This is a genomic window from Kaarinaea lacus, from assembly GCF_975902315.1.
The window spans coordinates 1-4,305 of sequence record NZ_CDLKIE010000265.1; the positions used below are offsets into that span (position 1 = coordinate 1).

The 4,305-nt window shown below is 42.7% G+C and carries 5 protein-coding genes; 4 read left to right on the plus strand and 1 reads right to left on the minus strand.

Annotated features, from left to right (window positions below; translation table 11 throughout):
• Positions 1–215: 215 nt before the first annotated feature.
• The gene (locus ACWVCM_RS08195) at positions 216–524 is read left to right on the plus strand and encodes a nucleotidyltransferase family protein (protein ID WP_455201246.1); all 309 of its coding nucleotides are present in this window, start codon (positions 216–218) and stop codon (positions 522–524) included.
• Positions 525–545: 21 nt separating this feature from the next.
• A complete protein-coding gene (locus ACWVCM_RS08200; RefSeq protein ID WP_455201247.1) occupies positions 546–836 on the plus strand; it encodes a nucleotidyltransferase family protein in 291 nt (96 codons plus the stop codon).
• 352 nt (positions 837–1,188) lie between these two features.
• Here the strand turns inward: ACWVCM_RS08200 and ACWVCM_RS08205 are convergent, their stop codons facing one another.
• Complete coding sequence (locus tag ACWVCM_RS08205) at positions 1,189–2,559, minus strand: DUF2914 domain-containing protein (protein ID WP_455201248.1); 1,371 nt, start codon at positions 2,557–2,559, stop codon at positions 1,189–1,191.
• 611 nt (positions 2,560–3,170) lie between these two features.
• Between ACWVCM_RS08205 and ACWVCM_RS08210 the strand changes: the two genes are divergently transcribed.
• Positions 3,171–3,569, plus strand: coding sequence for a c(7)-type cytochrome triheme domain-containing protein (locus ACWVCM_RS08210; RefSeq protein ID WP_455201249.1), 399 nt, complete (start codon positions 3,171–3,173; stop codon positions 3,567–3,569).
• Positions 3,570–3,582: 13 nt separating this feature from the next.
• Positions 3,583–4,218 carry a c(7)-type cytochrome triheme domain-containing protein gene (locus ACWVCM_RS08215; RefSeq protein WP_455201250.1) on the plus strand — a complete coding sequence of 212 codons (636 nt, stop codon included), beginning with the start codon at positions 3,583–3,585 and terminating at the stop codon, positions 4,216–4,218.
• Positions 4,219–4,305: the final 87 nt, after the last annotated feature.

The following is a 4,305-nucleotide window of genomic DNA, read 5'->3' on the forward strand; positions in this document are numbered from 1 at the left end:
TAGGATTTCAACGGGTAGCCCGGATGTAGCTTGCGGAATCCGGGATAGAACAGGGCAATTTCCCGGATTTCATTTTATTTCATCCGGGCTACTAACTACTGACTGTAACTTCTTGAAAGAATAGTTAAAAAGGATACAATGGAGACCGATATTGTATTTAATAGGTATTGTTGAAATAGACGGTATCTGTCTGAATTTCGAGCTAAAATTAACCAATGAATAAAATTATCCTGGATAAACAGCCACAACTTGTAGCGCTCTGCAAACAGTACCATGCGCAACGCCTGGAAGTGTTTGGTTCTGTCACGCGTGATGATTTTGATCCGACGAAAAGCGATCTGGATTTTCTGGTTGTATTTGAGGAAATGGCGCCTGGTGAACATGCAGACTCTTATTTTGGATTGCTGTCAGAGTTAGAAGCTTTGTTTGAGCGTAACATTGATCTCGTTGAATTAAAGGCGATTACTAATCCCTACTTTTTAGAAGCAGTTGAAGAATCCAGAGTGAATCTCTATGCGGCGTGAATGTAGACGGTAGACAGTATTATGGATAAAGAAGAAGTTTTGAAAACACTAACAAGGCTAAAACCGGAATTGGTGAAACGCTTTGGCGTGATTCGCCTTGCGCTGTTTGGTTCCACAGTGCGCAATGAAGCGAAACCAGACAGCGATATTGATATTGTGGTTGCATTTGATGGACCCGCAACATCAAAAAGATATTTTGGCGTGCAGTTTCTTCTGGAAGATGAATTGGGGCATTCTGTTGACCTGGTAACAGAGAAAGCCGTGCGTCCCGAATTACGACCTTATATTGAAAGAAAGGCTATCAGTGTCTGAACGCGAGTGGCGGTTTTATGTGGATGATGTTCCAGAATTATTGTCCGAACTAAAGAAAATCAAATCATAGCTGTAACAGTTCCCCATCTTAAATTAATCCCCTGGTATTACAAAATATCAAACTGGATTCCAGACAAATGCTTCGCACTTTCTGGAGTGACGAGCGGGGAGTGGGATTTCAGCTGGTAGCCCGGATGTAGCTTGCGGAATCCGGGATAGAACAGAGCAATATCCCGGATTTCATTTCATTTCATCCGGGCTACTAACTTGTCGCTCTGGCCATCCATGGCCTCTCGCGGCAATTGTGCTTCCTGCACATCGCGCAGGAATGACGAGGATGTGCGAGGAAAAACTATGGGGAATAATAGAAAAGCTTTTGAGCAAGGATATTCCCATCTTCATCGACCACTTCAATCACCCAGGGACCTACCGACTTTACCGGTATATTTTTACTGGTCCAAACCCGCCAGCGCGGACCACGCACGTTAAATGAAAGTTCAAACAGGGTTTTATCGTTGTATTTCCAGCGATGGGTTACGCGATGATTGGCGTAATTATTTATCTCGGTAAAAAATGTGATTTTATTCCGCTCGGGAATACAGACATTATCCACGGGTTCCCGTTGCTTGACGCCAGTGGTTAATAGTGCCCGAGAAACATGTTTTGTTTTGAACAATGAATTAGTGTCATGTTCTTCGACAAAATTATCGTCTTCATAGGTATCAAACAAATCTTCCCGCCCGCGATCATAGAAATACAGGATTCTTTGCGACTCGTCTGCATAATGTTCTTTAAATGCTTCAGATTCAACGTCACAGTCTTTATCATTGTTACACTGCCTGACGAGCTGGCGTAGTCTGGCAAGCTCTGAGATCACCAGGTCATTATCAATGCATTGGTATTCAGCGGATGCATTGTTAATCTTGATTGCCTGGCGTGCTAATTCGTCTGCTTGTTGCTGGGTCAGGTTTGGCTCTTGCTCTTTGTATTTGTCTTGCTCTTCAATGCAACTGTCCAAGGCTTTTTTGTGTTGGCAGGCATTTTCACAGATGGATTGAATAGTCCCGCTAATGAGTTCGGACCTTTTTAGTAGCAGTGAATTGTTGGCACTGGCGATACAGCTTCTCTGGGAATGATTGAAACGGTGTAGTGCATAGTTGCAGTTCGACAAATAATCCGCATCAATGTTTTTGGCGTTTTTGGTAGGTAATGTTGTAGAAAGATCACAACTGAGTTCGATATCCATTTTTTGCAGTATTTCACTTTTTACAGTGCTCTTTGCAAAAAGATAATTTATTTTATTGGCAGCAACTTGCGTTTCCGGATTAATGGCATTACTGAATCCAACTTTGACGACTTCTTCAGGATCAACATAATCACCCACTTTCTGAACAATATTCTTGCCTTCGTCTATTAATTGTTGTCCGACTTCTTCGGATTTTTCCATGACCAGATCGGCGGTAGTTTCGACGCCTTCGAAGTATAATTCTCCTAACTTTAATACATCCTCTTTGAGTTTATCTGAGGTATTTTCATCATTATCAATGTAGCGTTCTTTTAATTTCTGACTGCCTTCTTTGATGGTTTCGGAAGCGGATTCTTTGAGTTTTTGAGACTCTTCAGCGACTTCAACGTCTTCCAGGTTAGCGACTATTAACCAGACTATTAAAAGAAACACCACAAAAATGGCGTAGGAGGATTTTTTACCAAGTGAACCATTCATTTTTCATCGGGGCCAGTACAGGGGTGCTATTAACCTTGTATCGTTGTAACTCTGGGCAATATTGAGAGGGGATTCAATAGTCAGCTTAACATTTGATAAAACAGTATAAATGCATTTTTTAATCCAGTTACACCGAAAAATTCCGGTATATCGAAAACTCGATTTTCTATACTTTACAATAAGTTACAAGGGGCAGACCCCCAAATTAAGGGAGTCAGAGCCGCTGCTGTCCCACTAGAGTCCCTTCTACCCCTCACGAGGGTACTGAAAAGGGTCCCCTTGAGGGAGAAGGTTTGGATGGGGCAGGCTATATGAAGCGGTCTTTCTATGTACATTAACGCCTCACACGATTTATGGTAAATAAGTACCTATTGTGGAATGTGCATGGAAGGTTGCCGCGCATTTATGAAACAGGATTAGTGTTACTATTTCTGCACAAATCAGGACCAGTGTGTACAGGGGGTGAGGTCGGGATAAGAAATAGCGCCAGGGAACGATTGTTGCTGGTGGTGATTTGATCAAGATCAAATTGACAGGATATTAACGTCGTATTTACTTCGGAATCGCGCTAATCTAACTGGCAATTTAAACAATAACAGGAGTTCTGGGCAATGACCCGGTGTCACATCAAGTTAAAAATATTTTCGTTAGTCACTATATTTGTGGCATTAATTGGTGTTACTGATATTCCTGACGCCCGTGCTGAATACGGCGACGTCGTGTTAAATAATTATTCCTCCGACTCCGGTATTCGCCCCGTCATTTTTCCCCACTGGTTTCACCGGATACGCTTCAGTTGTAAAACCTGTCATAGCGATCTTGGTTTTAAAATGAAAGCAGGGGGTAATCAAATTAATATGCTCAAGATTGTCAATGGAGAATATTGTGGCGTCTGCCATAACGGGCAGATGGCCTGGGCAGTGGAAAATTGTGACCTGTGCCATTCGGCTAAAATGAATACACCAACACAGGTTGTTAAAGAACATAAGATAAAGCCAAAAAAGAAGTAGAAGGTCACTACTAATGTTGAAAAGCAAAATGTTAAAGAACAATAGAACGTACTTGTCCTGCTTCGTCATTTTACTGTGTTTATCGGTAATGATTGCGATGGGTCCAGCATTTGCTGCAGAGAACCCCAATACCTTTAACCGTTTATTCGTACCACCCAAAGAGCGTGATACTTCACTGGAATCGGATGATGTTCATGATCCCGAAGTGCCTGGCCTCAAGTTATTACAACAACCTTCGGTTGCATTCAAACCGCTCACCAGGAGTACGGGCGGTAATTACGTGGATTGGGTGAAGTCCTTTCAAAAAGGACAGATTAAGCCCCTGTACGATTATCGTAATCCCAAAACGCAACCAATGCCGATGGACATGAATATTGTTATGGAAGTGAAGGGCAGTATGCCGAATGTTGCGTTTCCACACAAACAACATACGGAAATCCTGGATTGCTCCAATTGCCATGACGCCATCTTTATGCCGAAAAAAGGTGGCAATCCTATGAGCATGGCGGAGATTATGCTGGGTCAGAAATGTGGCGTCTGTCATGGCAGTGTTGCTTTTCCTGTTACCGAGTGTAAGCGTTGTCATTCGGAGGGCAAGACGAAGACCGCCGCCAAAAAGACTGGTAAGAAGGCCAGTCAGAAAAAGTGATGCGCTTGCGCTGTTGTAGTAACGCTCGTCGACACCCTAAAGGTCATTCCATTTTATTTTTCCTGGCTTTATTTTCTCAATCAGCCA